This is a genomic window from Desulfomarina profundi, assembly GCF_019703855.1.
GTDB lineage: Bacteria > Desulfobacterota > Desulfobulbia > Desulfobulbales > Desulfocapsaceae > Desulfomarina > Desulfomarina profundi.
The window spans coordinates 2,542,630-2,563,518 of record NZ_AP024086.1 but is presented as its reverse complement, the minus strand read 5'-3'; the positions used below and the strand labels follow the sequence as shown (position 1 = coordinate 2,563,518).

Here is a 20,889-nt window from a genome sequence, read left to right as displayed (position 1 = left end):
TAAAATTATTTTGCGAGAAACCAGTATGACCGGGAAAAAATCGCTACCCGCCCGTCTGCCAATGGCGGCCCATTCGCTTTTACCGCACAGACCTCCCATGCTTTTTGTGGACCAACTGCTGGAGCGATCCGGAAACAGGGCAAGAGCCCTGGCCAAAATGCCTGCGGAGGGTATCTGCGTTGATGATGGTTTGGTTTTTCCGGAATTTTTCATAGAAGTTGTGGCCCAGGCGATGGCCATGGCAAACGGTTATGATGCCCTCTGTGCGGGAAGCGGGGTGAATGACGGCATGCTGGTTGGAATCGATTCATTTTCTTTTTATCATACGGCTTCACCCGGAACCAGACTGCAGATTGACATTGAAAAAACATTTGAGTTCGGACCGGTTAAAATTATTCATGGAGAAGTTTTTGATGGTGAAGTATTGCTTGCGGCAGGAGATATCAAGGTATGGGAAGACCTCGGTTGAAAACAGTATTCTCCTGTTTTTTCTTCTTTCCATTCTCCTTTTTTCTGTCAGTATACCGGTTTGTGCATGGAGTTCCCAACAGGATGACCTGCAATCGTTTCTTGAAAAAATCCAGAAAAAAGCAAACCTTACCCGCAGTTTTTCTGCTGATTTCAGCCAGGAAAAAATTCTGACCCTCTTTGCCCGACCTGTCCATTTCAAGGGAAAACTCTATATTGTCCGTCCGGACAGATTGCGTTGGGAATTTATCTCTCCTGTTCCTTCTGCCCTGATTTTTAGGGGAGAGGAGGGATTGAAGTGCGGCGATGGTCCAGCTCCCCGTCATTTCAGTCTTTCGGAGGATCCGGTGATGAAGGTGGTTGCCGGGCAGCTCTGGCTCTGGCTTGGTGGTGACTATATGAAAATGGCCAAGATGTTTACCCTCAAAAAAACAGGGAACTCCACCCTGCAGGTGACACCAGTTGATAAAAATATTGCTGATTTTATCAGTTCTGTGTCCATAGTTTTTGATGAAAAGTCATTGCAGCCGCGTAAGGTCGAAATAACGGAAGCCGGGGGGGATCTTACACGTATTGTTTTTTATGCAACTGTTATAAACAGCAGACTGGATGAAAAACTCTTCAGCCAGTGTGATGCAGATGGCTGAAAAAAGGTGGGGCAGGTGGTTGTTTCTTCTGTCTGTTCTTCTGGTCGGTGTATTTCTTTCCCTACAGGTTTCAATTGATGACAATGCCCTGGACCTGCTTCCCGATGGCCAGGTCAAGGGTGACCTGCATTTGCTGCAGCGCCTGGGGCTTGTTGACCGGATTTTCATCACCCTTTCAATAGAAAAACCTGCTGCCAATGATACGGAAAAGCTGAAAAAAAGTGTTACCCGGCTGGGTCGCCTGCTTCGGGAAAGCAGCAGCTTTTCCCTGGTGATGGACAAACTGGAGCCGGGTTACGAAAGCAGTCTGTATACCATGTTTTCTCCCTGGTTGCCGGTTCTTATGGAGCGGGATGACCTTGCTGCAGTGGAAAAAAAGCTCACCCCGGATGCCCTTGACCGGGCCATGGAAAAATTGTTTACCCTGCTGAACAGCCCCGCCGGGATTGCCGTGAAGAAACAGGTAAGAAGTGATCCCTTAGGACTGACCGGGTTACTGCTGAACAAATTGAATCACCTGCGATCCGAATTTTCCATGCGCCTGGTGGACGGATTTTTCATGAGTTCTGATTCCAGTCATGCACTGGTTCTTGCGGAGAGTATTTTTTCCCTGACCGATTCAAAAAATGCTGAAAAAATAGAAACTGAGCTGAAAACTCTCTTTAAAAAATCATTGGAGTCCGGGGTGACAGCAGAGATTATCGGTACACTGCCCCACACTCTGGCAAACAGCCGAACCATACAGCATGACCTGAAACGATTACTGCCCCTGGCAACATTTCTGCTTCTGTTTCTGCTGGCAGTTACATTGCGGGATATCCGTGTTGTGCCAGTGCTTGGAGTGGTTTTCATGGCGGCATTGCCGGCCATTGGTGTTACATCTCTTGTCTTCGGGCATGTCAGTGGGCTGGCCCTCGGTTTCGGGATCGTTCTGCTGGGGATTGGCGTCGATTTTTCCATTCACCTCTTTCTGGCACTGGGAGAAGAGGGTGAGAGAAGCGGGCAGTTGCGGGCCCTGAGACGACCTGTTCTCTTTGCCTGGCTTACAACTGCCACAGTTCTTGCTGTATTGCTCTTTTCAGGTGTTCCATCGCATCGGCAGATGGCGACCCTGGCTCTTGTCGGTGTTTCCCTGGCTGTTCTCTTTTCCTGGCTTGTTATCCCGGAAATAGTACCCCGGGAAAAGAGCAGAAAACAGGAAAAAAGAAGAAAAAAGGTGCTGCTGTCTGCCAGGTTGACACCTTTTGTAAAAAAAGGCTTACTCGTACTATGGGGGCTGCTGCTGGTTGCGGGACTGACTGCCTGGCCGCAACTTCACTACAACGGAGACCTGCGTGTCCTTGACGCCCCTGACCGCCATGTGATTGCAGCTGAAAAACATTTCAGGGATATCTGGGGAGCTAAAGGTGATGAGGCGTTCATTGTCAGCGCAGGAAAAAATCTTGATATTGCCCTGGAGAATAATTCCATGGTCTACACATTTTTAAAAGAGCACGGAATCGGTCCCTTTCAGTCTCTTGCTCCACTTTTGCCGGGCAGGAAAATTCAGAGAGAAAACGTAAAACAATGGCAGCAGTTCTGGAACGAGAAGAGACCGGAGTTTGATCGTGTCTTTCTGGAAGCTGCGGCTAAATATGGTTTTTCAGAAAGTGCCTTTACTCCTTTTTTCCATACTCTTGAGGGTGAGCCGGGACTGCTGCAGCCTGAAAAAATAGAAAAAAGTCCCCTCCGCTCAATGGCAGCCTCCATGATTCGTTCTCCTGGACGAACAGAAGGGGGCAGAAGTAGTGACTTTCTTGTAATGACCACTGTGTCACTCCAGGGGGGTAACCTTCAGGTTCTGCAGGACTGGACAGAGAGTAATCCCGATGTGACGCTGCTTGCCAACAGAATATGGCGGACGGAGGTGGAGCAGTCCCTTAGAAGGGACATGATGATACTCTGTCTTGCAGCCGGCTGTGCCGTTGTTTTCCTCGTGGGTCTGCAATTCAGACGGTTTGATGGAATGCTTGCCGTACTGGCACCTGTGTTGTCAGCACTTTCCGCCATGTCCGTATTCTGTTTTCTTACAGGGGTTGAGTTGAATATGATGCATCTCATCATGGGGATCATGGTTATCGGATTGTCCGTTGATTACGGCATTTTCGTTGTCTGTGCCCGAAGAGAAAAACAATATGCTACAACATCAAAGGCTGTGTCCATTTGTGCAGCCAGTTCACTTATCGGTTTTGGTGTTTTAGCCTTTGCAGCACATCCGGCGCTTCACGCCCTTGGGATTACCGTGCTGGTCGGCATAGGTACGGCCTGGCCGGTGGCTCTTCTTGTCAGTCCGACTCTGCTGGAATTTGGTGAACAACGACACTGAAAGGAGGTGCAGGGTGAATAAAACTGTAATTTTCTGTATACTGTGGATCTGTTTTCTGTTATCAGCCTGCTCACCGCCATTGCAGAAATACAGCCGTTCTCTTCGAATTACAGAAAAACCTGAAAACAGATTGTACACCCTGAGCATTGAACAGTGGGGGAGTGTCAAGTTTTCCGGGCTTCTTGCCCTGCAGTTCAATGGTTCGTCGTTATCCTATGCAATGCTGGATGCCACCGGTATAAAACTGATCGAAGGAGAGGTTGACTTCCAGGGGAAGTACACGATAAAAAGTGCCATGACCGGTTTGAAGGGGTCGTCTCTTCCCGGTTATCTCTCAACGTCTCTGGCAAGGACTTTTTTAATGATTCCCCTGGATAATCCGTGCAGTCGGGACGGATTGATGCTTTTCTGTATTTCTTTGTCAGAAGGTGGTTATAATAAAATAATGAAAATTGAACCATTTACCCTTTGGGAGGTACAAAGAAGTAATGGGGTAATTGTATATCTGCAGCCATGGTTTGGTATGCGTATGACGTTTCAACCCGGTGAATAGAAAATTTATTACCTAAATCCTGCAATTGGCAAGTTTTCGGAGATGCGAGGCATCAAGGGCGCAGACGTATTAACATACTTCAAGCACTTGATAACGAAGCAGATTCGATAAAATTGCCAATCCCCCAGGGCAAGGGAATAAAGAAAAAACAATCTCACTCTGATAGTGAGTAGTATAGCCCCTACTGCGATACGATAACTATCTGTTTATACAGTATAAATATTTTTTCTTTATTCCCGAAGTGCAGGATTTAGGTATTACTTGAATCTGCACTTTAAAAAATGAAGAACCTAAATTCTGCAATTGCCAATCCCTAAGTGCAGGATTTAGGAAGGACCTGATTTTTTTCATACCTGATCAGAATATAATGAAAGATACCTGTTATTTTCCGGCTTACCGATTGTATGAGACAAAATACGGGGGGAGAAAGGGAAAATTCTTGGAGAAAAAACATGAAAAAACAACCAGTTGTTTCTGTGGCGATTGCTCTTTTGATTGGTTTTGTTTATTCAACCTTTTCCATGGCCAGAGAAAAAGAAAAAGTTCCGGATATTAAGAACAAGGTAAAAATATCGCGACGGACTATTAATACTTCCGGTGATACCAACACTGCCCTTATCGGGCGGATACAACCTGGTGATTCCAAAGTGACGGGGAAGGTAAGAAACAGTGTTACCGGCTCTAATTTCAAGGCTACTGCCAAGGGAAAGGGCAGCAGTGCTGTTGTCGGCTCCATTATCATGGATCACTCTAAAATTGCGGGTTCAGTCACAAATAAAGTTGAGGGTAATGGCTTCAGGAGTGAGGCTTTAGGAAAGAATAACAGTGCCGGTACGGGTGCAATCCAGATGAATAAAACGACAGTTGACGGAAAAATCATCAATACGGTTTCAGGCAGTAATTTTGTCAGCAGTGCAAAGGGAAAACACAACCAGGGCTATAGCGGCAGTATTATCAGCAGTCAGGGTAAGGTCACGGGAATAGTCAGCAACAGGGTTTCAGGAGAGAATTTTAAAAGTACAGCCCGGGGAAAGAATAACCTGGCTGAAACAGGAACCGTCCGAATAGGCAGAACCCAGGTTGGAGGAAAGGTCAGCAACAGTGCAGATGGAGAACATTTCAGCAGTTCGGCTGTCGGGAAAAATAACAGGGCAAGTGTTGCCTCAATGTCTGTCAGCGGTGGGACTGTTTCCGGTATTGTGACAAACACTTCAAAAGGATCTCATGTGAAGGCCATTGCCACCGGTATTGGCAACCGGGCCAGTACCGGAAGTGTCGATATTCAATAACCTTTCAGGTATCCACCGTCACAGGCAATCATCTGGCCGGAAATATATCCGGCTTTTTCAGAAGCCAGGAAACAGGCCAGGTGGCCGAATTCCTCCGGTCTGCCCAGTCGTCCTGCAGGGATCTCTCTGCTTATTCTTTCTTCATCTATATTGAGATCAATCAATCTTTCTGTCCTGGTGTATCCGGGAAGCAGGGCATTGACTGTAATATTTTCTGCTGCAATTTCGTTATTCAGACTCTTGACCAGTCCCATTAATCCGGCTCGCAGACCATTTGAGACGGTCAGGCCTGATATCGGTTCCTTTGCGGTCACCGAGGTGACCAGGAGAATCCTGCCCCATTGTTTCTGTTTCATGCAGGGCAGGGCAGCACGGATGATTTCAACGGGGGAGAGAAAGAGGTTCTGGTACTGGTCTTTCCAGACAGCGTTGTCAATATCATCAAAGAGACCATTCGGCGGACCACCACTGTTGGTGACGACGATATCCACAGAGCCGTATTGGTGGAGAGTTTCCAGAACTACTCTCGCCCCGTCCCCTTCGAGTTGCAGGTCAACTGTGAAGAAACCGGCAGCTCCGGTTTCTTCACGTGCTTTTTCCAGTTGTTTTCTGCTCCTTGAAGCGATAATTACCGTTGCTCCCTCCTGAACAAGAGCGGCCGCTATGGCTTTACCGAGCCCTTTTGACCCACCAAAAACCAATGCCACTTTATCCGTAATCATTAGATCCATAACTTTTCCCGCAACCGGTGTTGTAATTGTTCAGATCAATAATTGGCCCACTTGGCATCGATCTGTTCCTGAACCCCGGCAACCAGTTCCTTATCAAGAGATTTGAACCGCCCCTGGGTGGCGAAATAGTCGGTGACCGGTTTTCTTTTTTGGCCGATCAGTTTTTCAGAAGCACCTGTCAGGCGAAATTGTCCGTTTTCGATTTCATAGAGGTCAAAAAGTCCGGTCTGCACGGCCAGCTTGCCTATCTTGATGGTATATCTCGACTCAAAGCTCCAGCCCGGAGGACACGGAGTATGGACATGGATGTATTTGGGGCCGGGAAGCGTTGTCGCCTTTTTTACCTTGTCGTAGAAGTCCAGCGGAAAGGCTGCGGAAGCCGTTGCCACATAGCCGATACCATGGGCTGCGATAATCGACGGGACGTCCTTCTTCTTCTGAAGTTTTCCCTTGATGGGTGTGGTTGTGGTCAATACGCCCTGGGGAGTGGTTCCCGAGCGCTGTACTCCGGTGTTCATATAGGCTTCATTGTCGTAACAGATATAGATGATATCTTCGCCCCGCTCGCAGGCACCGGACAGGGCCTGAATACCGATATCACTTGTGCCGCCGTCGCCCGCCCAGGCAACGACATTGACATCTGTTTTCTTCAACGCTTTCATGGCTCCCCGGACACCGGTTGCCGCTGCACCTGTTGAGGCAAAGGTCACGTTAACAACCGGGAGCTTTGAGGAGGCAACAGGATAGAGCCCCTGGAGTACGGTCAGGCAGCTTGGCGGTACTACCAGAATTGTATTTTTGCCCAGGGCCTTGAGGCCCATTCTGTAGACAATTGAGAGACCACAGCCGGAACAGGCCCGGTTACCCGGATGGACAAATTCTTCTTCAGTCAGGTTTACTGTCGTTGTTTTCTTTTCCATAATTATTCTCTAGCCGACCCTCCTGGTTCATCTCAAACCATGTCCGGGTGGTAATTCAGCATTTTTTGGTTCAGAATTATTCTATTTCTTTTCCTTACAGTTTCAGGCCAATCCAGCGGGGAGTATCTTCCGCCGTACCGGGAGAGTTACAGGCTTCAGTCAGTACCTCAAGGAGCTGCCCGGTCTTTATCTCCCGACCACCAAGACCCAGAATAAAGTTCTGGATGGTGGGTCTTTTTTCGCAGCTGTAGAGTGCCGACTTGATGTCAGCGTAGAGTGCACCCTGGTTGCCGTAACTCAAGGCTTTTTCAAAGACGATAACATGTTTCCTGCCGGACAGGGCACGGGTGATTGCCTCATTCGGAAAAGGTCTGTATATCTGCACACCCATAACACCGATCTTTACATTTTTTTCACGCATGGAATCTATGACATCACGGAGATGGTAGGAGAGAGAACCGATACAGACTGCAACAAAGTCTGCGTCATCGCACTTGTATTCTTCCACGAAGGGATGACCGCCCCGACCGAATTCCTTTTTATAGTCGGTATCAATTTCTTCGTATACATCCAAAGCTGCCAGCAGGTCCATCTGCAGATTATGGCGGATTTCGATATACCCCGGCATGATCTTGCCGTCTACCCCGGGCCTGATGTCGGGCAGGGTGACAGGGTTGAAATTGCCTGGATTCTCTGGATCAAGAAAATGCTTTGTGGCAAAAGGAGGTAGAAAATTGTCCACTTTTTCCTGTTCCGGAGGTTCAAAAGGCATATAGGTATGGGAGAGCAGGTAGCCGTCGTAGCAGACCATCACCGGGATGGAAACAGCCTGGGCCAGGCGGAACGCCTTGATGACGGAATCAATTATCTGCTGGTGATCGTTTGCGTAGATCTGAATCCAACCCACATCTCTCTGGGCGATGGAATCCTGCTGGTCATTCCAGACCGTCCATGGGGCACCGATGCCCCTGTTGGCAACACACATGACGATGGGAAGTCGTGCGCCCACTGCCCAGTGAAGCTGTTCGTTCATGTAGAGCAGGCCATTGGCACTGGTGGCCGTGAATGCCCTGGTACCGGCGGTTGAGGCAGCTATGCAGACACCCATGGCACTGTGCTCGCTTTCCACCGGGATATACTGGGCATCCAGTTCTTCGGATTCAACGAATTCGGAGAGCTTTTCTGTCAGCGGAGTCTGGGGGGTTATGGGATATGCCGCAATAACCTGGGCTCGCGAAAGTTTTACTCCTGTTGCGGCGGCGACATTTCCTGAATCTATGATATGCATTTCTTATTTTTCCTCCTCGATTGGTGTTGCCTCATCAACCATTGTGATGGCACCGGCCGGACATTCTTCTGCGCATATACCGCAGCCTTTGCAATATTCAAAATCAATTACCGGGGGTATCGTTTTGGAAACCGAGCAGTCGGGACAATAAAGCCAGCAGTTGAAACAGGCCATCTTATTTGTCTTGACCGGAATACAGGCCTCGAGGTTTATTACAGGACGGAGAACCCGCCAGGAGCCGGTTTTGCCACCGTCGCCGGGGCCGGGAGCACCTCTGGATATCATTTCACAAAAATTTCTGTCAGTCATTATATTCCTCCAATCGCGGTATTGTCATAGGCGATCTGAGCCGCTTTCGCGTTCAGTTCAGGACGTTTCCCGCTGAATTCTTTTTTGATTGCTTCCAGGAGGACATCAAGTTCAACAAGTCCGGTTGCCCTGCAGAAGGCACCAATTATCCCTGAATTAACAATTCCCGGGGGAAGTCCTGCTGTCACAGCGTGATGTGTTACATCACAGACAGCTACTTTTCTTCCCTTAAAATCATACTCTTCAACAGGTTTTCCGCCATTGAGGACAACAAGACCGTTTTCCTTCAACCCGGCAGCAACGTCGACCTCATCCAGCAGGGTATGATCCAGTACTATAATCATATCCGGAGTGGAAATTGGTGAAAGGTCATAAATTTTATCCCTGGAAATCTTCAGGGAGGTAAAAACGGCCGCACCCCGTCTTTCTGTTCCGAAAGTGGGAGTCATGACTGCGCCTTTGTATCCGGATGCGAATGCCGCGTTTGCAACGATCTTGGCGGCTGTTATTGCCCCCTGGCCTCCCCGGCCATGCCAGCGTATTTCAATTATATCTTTTCTCATTGTTCTCCGATATTTTGTATGTATTTCTTTTTACATGAAAATAGCTACGCGGTTATATAAAGACAGCGTAGCTACCGGGATCCCAGTCAATTCTGCCGATTATAGTTCAGAAGAAAAATATTTGTAACGTAAATTCAGGTGATTATCGAGTGTTTTTTTTCTGACGGCGAGAATAAAAAGTTTATTGGTTGATTCAATACATAAATAAATATTATATTAACTACCATAGTAATAAATTAATAAATAGAATGCTGTGTTTTTTTGAGATACGTTATTATTTTATAAAATTCTAAATTGTCTCGCTAACCTGAAATCGCTGAGGAACACGTGGAAATTACAATAAGAAAAACTGATCAGTTCAAAGCGCATCCGGACGATGCTTCTCTGGGTTTTGGTACACATTTCACGGATCACATGTTCAATATGGATTACAATCCGGAAAAAGGCTGGCATAATCCCCGAATCGAGCCATACGGCCCCTGGAAATGGATCCCTCATCAATGGTCCTCCATTATGGCCAGGCGATCTTCGAGGGACTTAAAGCCTATAAAACAGACTCAGGCGGAATTCAGCTTTTCAGGCCTATGGACAATATAAAGCGGTTGAACAGATCCGGGCATATGCTCTGTATGCCTCCCATTGATGAGGATTTTATTCTTGAGGCACTGCTGAAACTGCTGGAAATTGAAAAGGACTGGGTTCCGGCAACGGCTGGAACATCATTGTACATCAGGCCGACTATCATTGCCATGGATCCCTATATCGGTCTGCGTTCCTCTAATACATATCGGTTTTTTATTATTCTTTCCCCGGTGGGAGCTTATTACCCGGAAGGATTTGACCCGGTAAAAATATGGGTCACAACAAAATATGTACGTGCCGTGCGGGGGGAGTCGGTGAGGCAAAAACAGCGGGGAATTATGCTGCGAGTCTCTATGCAACCAATCTTGCCCAGCAGGATGGCTATACCCAGGTCCTCTGGCTGGATGGCGTTGAATTGAAATATGTGGAAGAAGTGGGTTCCATGAATATTTTCTTTGTGATCGGTGATGAGCTGATTACTCCGGAACTGAACAGAAGTATCCTTGCCGGTGTGACCAGGGACTCAGTTATCCGGTTGGCAGAATCATGGGGGATAAAGGTTGTCGAGCGAAAGATCAGTATTGACGAAGTTTACAGTGCCCACGCGGATGGTAGCCTGAAAGAGGTTTTCGGCTCGGGAACCGCGGCAGTGATTTCACCTGTTGGTGATATAAAATTTGACGGTAGGGAAATTACGGTTGGTGATGGCAGTGTGGGTCCTCTTGCGGCACGGTTTTTTGAGGATCTGACGGCTATTCAGTACGGCAAGGCTGAGGATCCTTTCGGCTGGATAGTACCTGTGAGATAGGAGTTCTGGCGGGCATTCGCTCCAGCGTGGCTGTCAGTGGAAGTATTTGGGGTTTTGAAATGCAAAAACAACCAAAGGCAGAATCAACTGAATGATTCTGCCTTTGGCTTTTGGAAGAGGTGGTTCCTGTTTTGAAAAGTATTATCTTTTTTCCTTTTTGATTCCAAAACCTGCAAGTCCGGCAAGACCTATTCCAAAGAGGACTATTGTTGCCGGTTCTGGTACGGAACTGGGTTGATCGAAAGATTTTCCTCTTATTAAATTTGAACATTCTGAACGTAAATGAAACATATCTCCCGCCACATAATCAACCGTGAGGCCCAGTCGGCCAGAAATCTGATCAAATTCTACACTTCCAATTCCCCTGGGAGACTTCCAGAAACTATCATAATCCCGATAAAGTGCACTGCCACCGTTTTGCCATTGCAGATGACCTTCTGAATCATATTCCATTCCAAAAATAGCACTTTGTATAAAAGTATTTATGGAAATCGTGTCTGTACTGGAAGTTGTGCTTCCCTCCATGTCGGTGAGGTAGTCAATGTAAAATGTAAAACTCCCTGATCCGGTAGCTGTAAGATTTGCAAAATTCAAAGTTTTTGAAAAGACCTGCAATTCTCTTCCAACAACACCCTCTGTAGACATAGCTATTGTCTCAGTACTTGCAGGATTCATTTTATCGCTATGGTCACGGGTAATGTCAACAGATGAACCCAGGTAAGACAATGAAATATCATTGGGAACCTTATCCCACCCTGGAATCAGGTTGTTGCCGTAAACAGCCTCTTGTTGGAACGCAAAATATTCAATTGAAGGGTCGTAAGTAAATATCTTACCTATGGACCATGCCTCGATACTTGTCAGACCGTTACTGAATTCCAGGGTACTACTGTCGTAATCCAGTCCGACAGTCACGTTCAGAGTTCCTGTTCCTACGGAAAGAGCTCCTGCCTTGTCAAAGGGATATATCAAACAACCAAGTAATAACCCGGACATGAGAACAGTTCGCAATAATATTTTCATCCATCTCCCCCATCTTTGATTTAATTAAAAGCATTCCACCACAATCAACAGTGTTTATAACAATGGAATCAACACGTCTGGTTTTGTTGGAAAAACACAGCAAAAATTATACCAGTCAACAGAAAAAAGAAGCATTCAGGATGTGTTTTCTGAACCCGGGAGGGTTCGTCTGATGCCCTGCAGGGTGGTGAGTGATTTTTTTTTATCAACTATATTAAAGTGTTCACTGTATTCTCAGCAGACGTTCTTAACGTAAATTCACAAAACCGCCACGATTCTGGTATCTGGTATAAAAAAATCTTTGGGAAAATATATTCTGTAATTTCCTGAATTCAGGATATTGTATTCGGAATTCAGGAAGGAGAAAAGTCTTTGGGAATGTGGATGGCAGCGGGTTCCCGGATCGGCGGTAATCGTTTGAAATTCATTGTTAATCACAGCCCGGCAACTGTGGTCTTTTTCACCCGGTATCAATTGAAAAAGGTACAGTCGCCGTATGCGATTGTACCTTTTCGTGGTGAAAAACGAATTGGGAAAAAGAAAATAATTATCAGAGTATAATCATCTCTTCTTTAGCGTAGATCACTGCGAGGATGGTTGCCGGGTCTTCACCATGGCACCTGACAATATGAGGCATGGTCGAATCATAATAGATGGAATCCCCCGGGTAGAGGATGTCGATATGGTCGTAGAGTTTCACCTCAATCTCTCCCTCAAGAACGAAGATGATTTCTTCACCTATATGCTGATTTGACTGGACGTTTTTTGCTTCAGCAGGATCAAGCGTGACAATAAACGGTTCCATCTGACGGTTTTTCTTCTGTTGTCCAAGGGAAACATAACTGTATCCGCATGATTTGTTTCCGCTGGATTCAAAACGGGCAACTGATTGCCTGTCACCACTTCTTACAATACAGAACGGTGCATCCGCATCATCTCCACACAGTTCTCCGACCGAAACCTCGAACACCTTAGCCAGGCTGACGATATTTCCAAGAGGAGGGTGAATAGTCTGATCTTCAATGGCGGTCAGGGCCTGAACAGAAATTTCGGTCTGCTTGGCCACGTCTTCAATAGACATGTTTTTTTCTTTTCTGAGGGCTTTTACTTTTTCACCAATTGTGCTTTTGGAATCCGCCATTGTATTCTCCTGTGGATGGGTTGGGAATATTGTTGGTGTAATTTCGGTACCATGGATTATAACATACCATTTTCTTAGAAAGTAGAGTGTACATAGAATTCGTTTTCATTTCAAGTTTCGCCTGAAAGAAAGCGTATTCCGGTTGTGCAGTATCCGCCAACCATGACCGATGTAGGACTTGTCGGACAGTTGAGCATATTGTATGTTGTCGATTTGTCTTGTTGATTCCTGATAAAATTCATTTTTTCATATTGAACTTAAACTGTGTGGGAGCATTATGAAATCCGAAAAAGTTGGACAGCGAATGAGTACGTTCATGAAAAACAAGGATATGAGCCTTGAAACCCTGGCAGATGAAACCGGTCTTACAACAGAATTTCTCGTCTCTGTTGTCGAAGATAATGTCTATCCTTCCCTTGGCCCTCTGTTGAAAATTGCCCGGGCACTGGATGTTCGGCTTGGAACCTTTCTTGATGACCAGATCAGTGCCGATCCCCTGGTTATCCGTGAATCTGAACGAAACAGTGAGTTGAGCATGTTGAGGGGCAAGGAGAAACCGGTTGCCCTGAAATTTTATTCTCTCGGGAAGGGGAAGAGCGATCGCAACATGGAACCTTTCTATGTGGAACTGCTTCCGGAATCGGCCCAGGAGAAAAACCTGTCCAGTCACGAAGGAGAAGAGTTCATTGTTGTTCAGAAGGGTGAAGTCGAAGTGATTTACGGAACTGAAACCTATCTTCTTTCCACCGGAGATTCGATTTACTATAATTCCATTGTACCGCATTATGTGAGTTGTGTCGGAGATAAACCGGCAGCTATTTATGCCGTACTGCATATACCCGCATAGGTGATACCCATGAGTGATTCATTACGCGAAGTGACCCTGGGGCAGTTGCTGGATGAAGCAATTGAGTCCCATCCCGATAATGAGGCTATTGTCTATGTTGATCGTAACCTGCGCATGACTTATCGTCAGTTCGGCGACGTGGTGGATCGCCTGGCAAAGGGACTGATGGCCCTGGGAGTAAAAAAAGATGAGAAAGTGGCAATCTGGGCAACTAATATTCCTTACTGGGTGGCTCTGCAGTTTGCCACGGCCAAAATCGGCGCGGTACTGCTGACCGTCAATACCAACTATAAACGGGCGGAACTGGCCTACCTGCTGGAACAGTCCGAGACGGAGAATCTCTTTATCATTGATGGTTATCAGGATACGGATTACCTGCAGACTGTCTATGATTTGATTCCGGAACTGAGAGAGCAGGAAAGGGGCAGATTGAAAAGTGAGCGGTTTCCTCATCTTCGTCGCCTGTTTTTCCTTGGTCCCGAGAAACATCGCGGTTTTTATGCCCTTCCTGAGGTGATGGGAATGGCGGCCATGACGGGTGACCGGGAATACGAACAGCGCCAGAAGCAGCTTGATCCCCATGATGTGGTCAATATGCAGTACACATCGGGTACTACGGGCTTCCCCAAAGGTGTGATGCTGACCCACTATAATATTGGAAATAACGGATATTATATCGGTGCCAATCAGAATTTCAGTCACAGGGACCGTCTCTGTCTGCCGGTTCCGCTTTTTCACTGCTTTGGTTGCGTTCTCGGGGTATTGGCTGCCGTAAGCCATAGTGCGACTCTGGTTATTCTCGAAAAATTTGATCCTGTTCAGGTGATGGCGTCGGTGGAAGCGGAGCGGTGCACGGCACTCTATGGAGTACCCACCATGTTTATTGCCGTACTGGAACACACGCTCTTTGATAAGTTCAATTTCTCTTCTCTGCGTACAGGGATTATGGCTGGTTCTCCCTGTCCGGTACATATCATGCGTCAGGTCATTGATCGTATGAACATGGGGGAAATCACTATCTGTTACGGTTTGACCGAGGCCTCGCCGGTGATCACCCAGACCCTGCCTTCTGATGATATGCAGCGGCGTACGGAAACGGTCGGCAAGGTGATGCCGCATATTGAAATGAAGATTGTCGACCCGGAAACAAACCGTACTCTCGGCTCCGGAGAGCAGGGTGAGCTCTGCTGTCGCGGTTATAATGTGATGAAGGGGTATTACAAGATGGCCGAGGCCACTGCCAAAGCCATTGATAATGACGGTTGGCTTCATTCCGGAGACTTGGGTGTCATTGACGAGTTCGGTTACCTGTCTATTACCGGACGTTACAAGGATATGATTATCCGAGGAGGTGAAAATATCTATCCCAGGGAAATAGAAGAGTTTCTCTTCGGTCTTGACGGGGTGATTGATGTGCAGGTTGTGGGTGTGCCTTCCCGGAAATATGGTGAAGAGGTCGGTGCGTTTATTGTTAAAAAGGAAGGCCATGACTTGACTGAAGAGGATGTCCGGGATTTTTGCAGGGGACAGATCGCTCGCTATAAAATCCCCAAACATATTGCCTTTGTAGAGAATTATCCCATGACCGCCAGCGGCAAGATCCAGAAATACAAACTGCAGGAGTTGTCCGTGGATCTTTTTTCGGGAGAGGATCGGATTTTTCCGGAAAAAAGTGAGAAGAGCATTCCGAAAAACCGGAATAATTCAAATGGATAAGCGGAAAAGTGGTCAGGGTGTATTGCCAGTGGTGTGTTGATTATCCATATGTTACTGGAATAACAATAGTTTTTAAAATAATTGTGATTTGGTCTCTTAATTGCGTATAACTTGGTCACTGAATCTTGCAACAGGAATATCAATTTTAATGGAAGGAAAAAATGAAGAAGAAATTTTTAGCATTAATATACGCAGGGGCCTTTTTTCTCTGTTCTTCCCAGGTTTCTGCCATGACGGTTTTCTCGGATAATTTTGAAAGTGGCAGTCTGTCACAATGGACAGCTAAAACCGGTTCAGTATATCATGGACAGATTGTGAGCGATCCGGTTGGTGGAACCAATAACGTAATGAATTTTTTCGGTATGAATTCAGGAGGAGATATCTTTACCTCGGGACCAGGATTCGCTGCGGGTGACTACTGGCTGTCATTTGATTACTACGGAAATACGGAAGCGTTCAATATTCCCAATAACCAGAACACCGGCGGCTATGTCGGTATAAGTCAGGGATTTGCAGGAATCCACAGTTGGAAGTACGCTACGGGAACTGCGAGTGGTGCCCAGGATGTACTGATTGATGATAACAGCTGGCATTCATATACTTTTAATTTTACAGCCCCATGGGCATTTCATCTGATGCTTGAGGATTTCAGGGGAAGTGGTGGTGGCGCTGGTGATGCCTATTTTGATAATATCATTCTCAGTGATACAAATCCTGTACCTGAGCCTGCTACTCTGGTCCTGTTTGGAGTCGGCCTGGCCGGTCTTGCCGGAATAAGGGGCAGAAAGCAGAGGAGATGAAAAAGAGGGGGAACGCCCCCCCCTTTTTATATTTTTTTCACATTCCTGACAGGATGGTATTGTTTTTATAATGCCATCCTGTTTTTTTATCGTTTGAACAACAGAACCGCGTTATTGCCTCCAAAGGCCAGTGACTGGGAAATGGCGAATCTCCTGGTAATTTCTGCATTGTTTTCAAGGGGCGGGTGGGTGTCTTTTTCAGCAACAGAGAAACCGATCGAACCGGGAATCTGTCCTCTGACGAGGCAGGCTGCGGTAACTGCCGCTTCAATAGCCCCCGCTGCCCCAAGGGTATGTCCTGTCCCTCCCTTGATACTGAAGTAGGGGATTCCGGGAAGCAGTTCGGAGAGAACCTGCATTTCCACCTTGTCATTATCTTGGGTTCCGGTCCCGTGTGCATTGACAAATGCTATATTTTCAAGAGGATCACCAGTTTTCTGTAGAATGCTGTTCAGAGCTTTTTTCAAGCCATTGCCCTGCGGATGAGGGGCGGTCAGGTGATAGGCATCGCAGGCAGATGCATAGCCTGCGAGTTCACAGTATCTGCCGCTTTGGTTTTTCGGTTGTTTTTTTGAGAGCAGGAGCATGGCGGCACCTTCACCCAGGTTCAGCCCCTGCCTTGTTCTGTCAAATGGTCTGCAGGGTTCCGGGTCACTGATCATCAGTGAAATAAAACCCAGGTAGGAAATACGGCTGAGTTCATCAGCACCGCCGGCGATGACCAGGTCGCAGAGACCCGCATCCAGCCATGACATGCCGATGCCGATAGCGTCCGCACCGGACGAGCAGGCATTCACCACTGTCTGTACCGGGCCGTTTAATTCGAACTCCCTGGATATGGCCTCCGCAGGGTTGGAGTTAAGAAAGCGGTTTATTTCAAGGAGTTCGGGATGTTCTCCATTACAGAATCGACGATAAAAGTTCTCGTTGTTCAGGGTGCTTCCGACAGTGGTTCCCACCGCAACACCCACCCGCATTGAGCTGAGCTCATCACGGGAAAATCCGCTGTCCCGGATTGCCTCCTCCGCAGCACTCAGGGCCAGCCTGGCTGTACGGCTCAATTCTGTTGAATCAGGTCCATAGCGGATATGGTTGTTGTCAGTCTCAAAGACGGGGTAAGTATCGGGTCTGTCTGTTGTAAAACCTGTTGGTAGTCCGTTCTTTCGTTTTCCTGAATAGAGATTTTTCATACAGGTTGGCAGATCTCCCCCGAGGGCACAGAGGCAGCCTATACCTTTGATCTCCTTATTTTCCGGGTGACGGGCGGTAGTCATGGTCTAATATACTGCACTCAGCAGCATAAAGCTGTGGGCGAACCGGCCACTTTCCGGAATAAAACAGAGAATGGTATCTCCATCTTTCACTTTGTCCGAATAAAAGAGTGCTTCCAGGATCAGGTAAATGGAGGCACTGCCGATATTACCAACCTGGTAGAGGTTGGTGAACCACTTTTCGTAAGGGATTTCAAATCCGGCCCGTTTCATACCTTCATAGAATCTGTCCCTGAAAAAATGGGAAGAATAATGGGGCAGGTACCAGTCGATCTGTTCGGGCTTCAGCTTATGTTTTTCAGCAACTGCAGTGAGTGTCCTGTCCATGGCGGTTGAGACAATATGGGCATCCAGAAGCCTGACATCCTGTTTTACAGCCAGGCAGTTTAAGCCTGCAGCCTCCATACTGCTTTCCATTTCCCGCCAACCCTTGATTCTTCCGGCATCCAGTTTCAATCCCCCTGCGTACATGCAGGTGTCCAATTCCCCGGCATAGGAGCGATGCTCTATCCATTCTACTCTCAGGGAGAGTCCTTTCTCATTTTTTTGACGACTGACCCAGGCCGCTCCTGCACCATCGGAGAGCATCCAGCGGAGAAAGTCGGTATCAAAGGCAAGGATCGGTTTCTTTTTGATATCCGCTTCCGGGTCCGCATCAACATGGAAAAAACCGGCCCGCATAAAGGAGGATGCCAGCTCTGAGCCGGTGGCAATACCATTTTTCGTGCAGCCTGTGGCCACATTCATGCAGGCGTGCTTCAGGGCTGTAATCCCGGCAATACAGATTCCCGAGGTGGTGACCACGTCGCAGGGTGGCAGGGCCAGTTCTCCCGCGACCATTACCCCGTGACCCGGCATCAACAGATCGGGACTGGAAGTGCCACAGCAGAGGCATTCAACCTCTTCCAGGGAAAATCGTCCGGCAGCGCTCAGGTTTTTTACCGCTTCGGCAGTCAGTTGCGCATTGGTATGGGTGAATTTCCCACTGTCGGGATCAATGGCATAGTACCGGGTTTTAATTTTATTATTGTTCAGGATTCTCTGTCTGGTACGGGACGGAATATCATTGATGGTTCCAAGGACATTTTCAATTTCGTCATTGGTAACCGGGTTGTTGGGCAGAAATGAAGCAAGACTGTTTATGTAGACATCCATGGTGTTTCTTTTCTTTGTTTTGTCTCAGATCAGGAGTTTTTTATATGACTGTGCAGTTTCTTCATTATGGCCGAATACGTTGTGTAAAATGCTTTTCTGCTCAATTGAGTCGGCAGTACAGCATTTGAAAATGTATAATAATCGAGATCAGTTATTGCAATCTCATTTTTCAAGCGTCGATGGAGTGGAGTACCCGGAATCGGAGTAAGAATTGACGGCACCGGCAGGTCTATCTGGTAGTAATTGATAAAATTGTCCAGAGCCTCGAATTCTTCATAACCGTAATCAGGCGAGATAATAAAATCGCCGATGACCCTGATGTCCAGTTCTTTCAGGATTTCCAGGGCCTTTATGTTGGCACGGTTGGTACTTTTTTTATTCAGCATGGCAAGTCGGTCGTCATTGATCTCTTCAAAACCGATAACAACGGAAACAAGACCAGCTTCGGCCCACAGTTTCATAATCTGCGGGTGATTGACCACTGTATCGGCTCGGACGTCTGCCACAAATCGTTTTTTTATTCCCCGGTCAATCAGTGTTTGTGCAAGTTCCCGGGCCATGGCAATGTCACCAAAGGTGTTGGCATCGACAAAACGGATCAGGGAGACATCTTCCAACATATCAATATCTCTCAGGATTGATTCGCAGGAATGGGAAATGTAACGGCCTCCGGTAAGCGAGGGAATCGTACAGAAGGAACAGCAGTGGGTACAGCCGAAAGCGGTGGAAACAAAGCCGACTTTGCCCCCCACTCCGCTCATGACATACCTGTCCCTGTAATCGGCAACCAGGTCATAGCGCGGTGGCATTGTGTCGACTATATCTTCAGTACTGTATCGTTTGGGATTGATTGCCAGCGGTCGTCCTTTTCTGACCCTGGCCAGGCCGGGGATTCTGTCCGGAGATTTTTTTTGTTCCAGATGGTGCACCAGGTTGGCGAAAGTCGCCTTGCCCAGGCCCGTAACAACAAAATCTATATGTTCCCGGTTGAAATAGCCGGGGTCGCAGGAGGCATGATGTCCTCCTACAACTGTAACGGGATTGTCTGGCCGACAGCGTTTTTTTATATCCCGGGCCAGTGACAGAACGGCATTGGCCTCGCAGGTCACACCAGTCAGTCCGACGATATCCGGCCGACCGAAATCTTCTAGAATATTTTCCAGGCAGTGGGGATCAGCTTTAAGATCGGCGATAACCACGTCGTGACCCGGCAGGTTGCCTGCCAGGGTTTCAAGGGCCAGGGGTTCTCCCCGAAAGATCAGTTTAATGGAGGTGATTCCAAACTCTTCTTCAGGAATTGACCTGCCGCTGTTTGGGGGATTGATGAGAAGAATTTTCATAGTATCGGTTGAGTCGCGGTTGCCTGTATAACACCATAGCACTTTTCTCTGGTGATCTGGATACAGGAGACACTCTGTCCCGTTGGGGTCGTGGCCAGGGCAAAGGCAAGATCGAGGGCGGCCGCAGTGGGGAATTCTCCGTAGAAGCGTCGCGAATCTGTTTGTCTGTCCGGTTTATCTGAAAATCTTGCGGTCGCAGTCGGATCTACATTACTCTGTTGTTTCCGAGCCATTGGATCCAGCCATGCTGGTTTATCCATGACAGCCTCCGACCGGGAATAATCGTAGCAGATTGTTTTTCCCAATTTTTCCTTTCTTTCAAAGCTCTTTCGGGTTATCCGGCCAATTACCGGCATTTTGAGAGTTGAACCTTTTTTTCTCTTATCTTTTTCAAGCAGGAAAAAACCAGCTCCTTCTCCGGGGATCGAATTGAGATCCTGGAGAGCGGGGTCAGCATATTTTCCCATATTGTTTTTTATAAATCGTTTCCGGCTGTAAGCAAGGATTGTGTCAAATTCATCAATTCCGCCGACCAGCACCCGTTTCACTCTTCGTTCCGCAAGCCAGAGACAGGCTGTCTGTACGGCACTGTGGAAGGAAAGATAATGCTGGCTTACAGTGAGATTGGGGCCGGTAATACCCAACAGGATCGCCAGATGTGATGCCGCCTGATTATGAACGGACCTGGAAAACAGCAGGGGGGACGGGCCCTTGTCTTCACTTGCAAAAACAGAATCCTTGAACCGACAGGTAGAGGTGATACTGCCGTACCCGGTAGCCACTATTATTCCGGTGTCATCACCGGAACACTTTTCCTGTTCTTCGTACTTCTGAATTGCCAGAGAGGCTGCCAGGAGAGCCATCTTTGAGAAGTGATCGGTTCGTCGCAGGAGGTTTTTGGGAAAAAACTCTGCAATTCCATCTGTTTTTGCCTTGAATACAGGCATATGATGCTTTTCGTGCCAGGACAGGAGTTCCGGTCTGCTTTCCGCCTGAGCTACCGATTCTACCATCTCCTTCAGGTTGGTGCCGAAAGCTCCCACAACGCCGATTCCTGTAATTGTACAACTCAT

The 20,889-nt window shown here is 47.5% G+C and carries 20 protein-coding genes and 1 pseudogene; 10 read left to right on the top strand and 11 right to left on the bottom strand.

The annotated features are described in order from the left end of the window. Positions 1-25: 25 nt before the first annotated feature. From LO777_RS11785 to LO777_RS11765, 5 genes are all read left to right on the top strand, one after another. Complete coding sequence (locus tag LO777_RS11785; RefSeq protein WP_228854094.1) at positions 26-469, top strand: ACP dehydratase; 444 nt, start codon at positions 26-28, stop codon at positions 467-469. Next, the gene (locus LO777_RS11780; RefSeq protein WP_228854093.1) at positions 414-1,115 is read left to right on the top strand and encodes a LolA family protein; all 702 of its coding nucleotides are present in this window, start codon (positions 414-416) and stop codon (positions 1,113-1,115) included. The genes LO777_RS11785 and LO777_RS11780 overlap by 56 nt, the downstream gene beginning before the upstream one ends. Then, on the top strand, positions 1,078-3,480 hold the full coding sequence (locus LO777_RS11775; protein WP_228854092.1) for an MMPL family transporter: 2,403 nt from the start codon (positions 1,078-1,080) through the stop codon (positions 3,478-3,480). Before LO777_RS11780 ends, LO777_RS11775 begins: the two co-directional genes overlap by 38 nt. Positions 3,481-3,493: 13 nt before the next feature. Further along, a complete protein-coding gene (locus LO777_RS11770) occupies positions 3,494-4,033 on the top strand; it encodes a hypothetical protein (RefSeq protein WP_228854091.1) in 540 nt (179 codons plus the stop codon). Between the two features lie 452 nt (positions 4,034-4,485). Next, a complete protein-coding gene (locus LO777_RS11765; RefSeq protein WP_228854090.1) occupies positions 4,486-5,322 on the top strand; it encodes a hypothetical protein in 837 nt (278 codons plus the stop codon). Here the strand turns inward: LO777_RS11765 and LO777_RS11760 are convergent. The 5 genes from LO777_RS11760 to LO777_RS11740 all read right to left on the bottom strand — a co-directional run bounded on the left by LO777_RS11760 (position 5,316) and on the right by LO777_RS11740 (position 9,121). Next, positions 5,316-6,053: an SDR family oxidoreductase gene (locus tag LO777_RS11760; protein ID WP_228854089.1), complete on the bottom strand. Its 738-nt coding sequence runs from the start codon at positions 6,051-6,053 to the stop codon at positions 5,316-5,318. The two genes, LO777_RS11765 and LO777_RS11760, sit on opposite strands and share 7 nt — an antisense overlap. A 35-nt stretch (positions 6,054-6,088) precedes the next feature. Continuing rightward, positions 6,089-6,973 carry a thiamine pyrophosphate-dependent enzyme gene (locus tag LO777_RS11755; RefSeq protein WP_228854088.1) on the bottom strand — a complete coding sequence of 295 codons (885 nt, stop codon included), beginning with the start codon at positions 6,971-6,973 and terminating at the stop codon, positions 6,089-6,091. A gap of 94 nt (positions 6,974-7,067) precedes the next feature. Then, positions 7,068-8,261: a pyruvate ferredoxin oxidoreductase gene (locus tag LO777_RS11750; protein WP_228854087.1), complete on the bottom strand. Its 1,194-nt coding sequence runs from the start codon at positions 8,259-8,261 to the stop codon at positions 7,068-7,070. A 3-nt stretch (positions 8,262-8,264) separates the two neighbouring features. Beyond that, positions 8,265-8,570: a 4Fe-4S binding protein gene (locus tag LO777_RS11745; RefSeq protein WP_228854086.1), complete on the bottom strand. Its 306-nt coding sequence runs from the start codon at positions 8,568-8,570 to the stop codon at positions 8,265-8,267. Then, entirely contained in the window at positions 8,570-9,121 is a 552-nt protein-coding gene (locus tag LO777_RS11740) for a 2-oxoacid:acceptor oxidoreductase family protein (protein ID WP_407929142.1), read from the bottom strand. The genes LO777_RS11745 and LO777_RS11740 overlap by 1 nt, the downstream gene beginning before the upstream one ends. A gap of 339 nt (positions 9,122-9,460) precedes the next feature. On the opposite strand from LO777_RS11740, the pseudogene LO777_RS21075 reads away from it, so the two are divergent. Continuing rightward, positions 9,461-10,523: pseudogene (locus tag LO777_RS21075) on the top strand (branched-chain amino acid aminotransferase). Between the two features lie 141 nt (positions 10,524-10,664). On the opposite strand, the gene LO777_RS11730 reads toward LO777_RS21075, so the two are convergent. Continuing rightward, positions 10,665-11,546: a PEP-CTERM sorting domain-containing protein gene (locus LO777_RS11730; RefSeq protein ID WP_228854084.1), complete on the bottom strand. Its 882-nt coding sequence runs from the start codon at positions 11,544-11,546 to the stop codon at positions 10,665-10,667. Between the two features lie 384 nt (positions 11,547-11,930). Between LO777_RS11730 and LO777_RS11725 the strand changes: the two genes are divergently transcribed. Beyond that, the gene (locus LO777_RS11725; protein WP_228854083.1) at positions 11,931-12,107 is read left to right on the top strand and encodes a hypothetical protein; all 177 of its coding nucleotides are present in this window, start codon (positions 11,931-11,933) and stop codon (positions 12,105-12,107) included. Here the strand turns inward: LO777_RS11725 and LO777_RS11720 are convergent. Next, the gene (locus LO777_RS11720; protein WP_228854082.1) at positions 12,097-12,687 is read right to left on the bottom strand and encodes a helix-turn-helix domain-containing protein; all 591 of its coding nucleotides are present in this window, start codon (positions 12,685-12,687) and stop codon (positions 12,097-12,099) included. The genes LO777_RS11725 and LO777_RS11720 overlap by 11 nt on opposite strands. A 277-nt stretch (positions 12,688-12,964) precedes the next feature. Here LO777_RS11720 and LO777_RS11715 point away from each other — a divergent pair, with 277 nt between their 5' ends. The 3 genes from LO777_RS11715 to LO777_RS11705 all read left to right on the top strand — a co-directional run bounded on the left by LO777_RS11715 (position 12,965) and on the right by LO777_RS11705 (position 16,050). Then, on the top strand, positions 12,965-13,534 hold the full coding sequence (locus tag LO777_RS11715) for a cupin domain-containing protein (RefSeq protein ID WP_228854081.1): 570 nt from the start codon (positions 12,965-12,967) through the stop codon (positions 13,532-13,534). A gap of 9 nt (positions 13,535-13,543) precedes the next feature. After that, positions 13,544-15,250 (top strand): AMP-binding protein, encoded by a 1,707-nt coding sequence (locus LO777_RS11710; protein ID WP_228854080.1) that lies wholly within the window; start codon positions 13,544-13,546, stop codon positions 15,248-15,250. A 161-nt stretch (positions 15,251-15,411) separates the two neighbouring features. Beyond that, entirely contained in the window at positions 15,412-16,050 is a 639-nt protein-coding gene (locus tag LO777_RS11705; RefSeq protein ID WP_228854079.1) for a PEP-CTERM sorting domain-containing protein, read from the top strand. An 86-nt stretch (positions 16,051-16,136) separates the two neighbouring features. Here the strand turns inward: LO777_RS11705 and LO777_RS11700 are convergent, their stop codons facing one another. From LO777_RS11700 to LO777_RS11685, 4 genes are read right to left on the bottom strand one after another with little or no spacing between them, the layout of a single operon-like run. Then, entirely contained in the window at positions 16,137-17,324 is a 1,188-nt protein-coding gene (locus LO777_RS11700) for a beta-ketoacyl-[acyl-carrier-protein] synthase family protein (protein WP_228854078.1), read from the bottom strand. 3 nt (positions 17,325-17,327) lie between these two features. Continuing rightward, positions 17,328-18,476 carry a beta-ketoacyl-ACP synthase III gene (locus tag LO777_RS11695; protein ID WP_228854077.1) on the bottom strand — a complete coding sequence of 383 codons (1,149 nt, stop codon included), beginning with the start codon at positions 18,474-18,476 and terminating at the stop codon, positions 17,328-17,330. A 29-nt stretch (positions 18,477-18,505) separates the two neighbouring features. Continuing rightward, positions 18,506-19,816, bottom strand: coding sequence for a B12-binding domain-containing radical SAM protein (locus LO777_RS11690; protein WP_228854076.1), 1,311 nt, complete (start codon positions 19,814-19,816; stop codon positions 18,506-18,508). Then, positions 19,813-20,889, bottom strand: a complete 1,077-nt coding sequence (locus tag LO777_RS11685; RefSeq protein ID WP_228854075.1) for a beta-ketoacyl synthase N-terminal-like domain-containing protein — start codon at positions 20,887-20,889, stop codon at positions 19,813-19,815. The genes LO777_RS11690 and LO777_RS11685 overlap by 4 nt, the downstream gene beginning before the upstream one ends.

Coding starts and splice junctions, on each gene's coding strand:
- LO777_RS11730 (WP_228854084.1), bottom strand. CDS start 11,546: ATGAAAATATTATTGCGAACTGTTCTCATGTCCGGGTTATTACTTGGT.
- LO777_RS11685 (WP_228854075.1), bottom strand. CDS start 20,889: ATGAGTTGTACAATTACAGGAATCGGCGTTGTGGGAGCTTTCGGCACC.
- LO777_RS11720 (WP_228854082.1), bottom strand. CDS start 12,687: ATGGCGGATTCCAAAAGCACAATTGGTGAAAAAGTAAAAGCCCTCAGA.
- LO777_RS11725 (WP_228854083.1), top strand. CDS start 11,931: ATGGCAGCGGGTTCCCGGATCGGCGGTAATCGTTTGAAATTCATTGTT.
- LO777_RS11760 (WP_228854089.1), bottom strand. CDS start 6,053: ATGGATCTAATGATTACGGATAAAGTGGCATTGGTTTTTGGTGGGTCA.
- LO777_RS11765 (WP_228854090.1), top strand. CDS start 4,486: ATGAAAAAACAACCAGTTGTTTCTGTGGCGATTGCTCTTTTGATTGGT.
- LO777_RS11705 (WP_228854079.1), top strand. CDS start 15,412: ATGAAGAAGAAATTTTTAGCATTAATATACGCAGGGGCCTTTTTTCTC.
- LO777_RS11750 (WP_228854087.1), bottom strand. CDS start 8,261: ATGCATATCATAGATTCAGGAAATGTCGCCGCCGCAACAGGAGTAAAA.
- LO777_RS11690 (WP_228854076.1), bottom strand. CDS start 19,816: ATGAAAATTCTTCTCATCAATCCCCCAAACAGCGGCAGGTCAATTCCT.
- LO777_RS11780 (WP_228854093.1), top strand. CDS start 414: ATGGTGAAGTATTGCTTGCGGCAGGAGATATCAAGGTATGGGAAGACC.
- LO777_RS11710 (WP_228854080.1), top strand. CDS start 13,544: ATGAGTGATTCATTACGCGAAGTGACCCTGGGGCAGTTGCTGGATGAA.
- LO777_RS11755 (WP_228854088.1), bottom strand. CDS start 6,973: ATGGAAAAGAAAACAACGACAGTAAACCTGACTGAAGAAGAATTTGTC.
- LO777_RS11785 (WP_228854094.1), top strand. CDS start 26: ATGACCGGGAAAAAATCGCTACCCGCCCGTCTGCCAATGGCGGCCCAT.
- LO777_RS11700 (WP_228854078.1), bottom strand. CDS start 17,324: ATGACTACCGCCCGTCACCCGGAAAATAAGGAGATCAAAGGTATAGGC.
- LO777_RS11695 (WP_228854077.1), bottom strand. CDS start 18,476: ATGGATGTCTACATAAACAGTCTTGCTTCATTTCTGCCCAACAACCCG.
- LO777_RS11745 (WP_228854086.1), bottom strand. CDS start 8,570: ATGACTGACAGAAATTTTTGTGAAATGATATCCAGAGGTGCTCCCGGC.
- LO777_RS11775 (WP_228854092.1), top strand. CDS start 1,078: ATGAAAAACTCTTCAGCCAGTGTGATGCAGATGGCTGAAAAAAGGTGG.
- LO777_RS11715 (WP_228854081.1), top strand. CDS start 12,965: ATGAAATCCGAAAAAGTTGGACAGCGAATGAGTACGTTCATGAAAAAC.